Origin of the sequence: Christiangramia marina (assembly GCF_048285865.1) — a bacterium.
Classification (GTDB): domain Bacteria; phylum Bacteroidota; class Bacteroidia; order Flavobacteriales; family Flavobacteriaceae; genus Christiangramia; species Christiangramia marina.
On sequence record NZ_JBLVTK010000046.1, the window covers coordinates 1 to 312 of the forward strand.

At 50.0% G+C, this 312-nt stretch carries 1 rRNA gene; it reads left to right on the forward strand.

Annotation, left to right across the window (positions count from 1 at the left end):
* A 23S ribosomal RNA gene (locus ACNKXS_RS15240) occupies nt 1-312 on the forward strand; the annotation flags it as partial.

Sequence of the window (312 nt, forward strand, 5' to 3'; positions counted from 1 at the left end):
CACGAAGCAATCGGAAGTGGTTCCAAGAAAAGCCTCTAAGCTTCAGTCATACGAGACCGTACCGCAAACCGACACAGGTGGGCGAGATGAGTATTCTAAGGCGCTTGAGAGAACTCGGGAGAAGGAACTCGGCAAATTGGTACCGTAACTTCGGGAAAAGGTACGCCCCGGTAGCTTGACCACTTTACTGTGGAAGGGTGAAAGGGTTGCAATAAACTGGTGGCTGCGACTGTTTAATAAAAACACAGCACTCTGCAAACACGAAAGTGGACGTATAGGGTGTGACGCCTGCCCGGTGCTGGAAGATTAAAT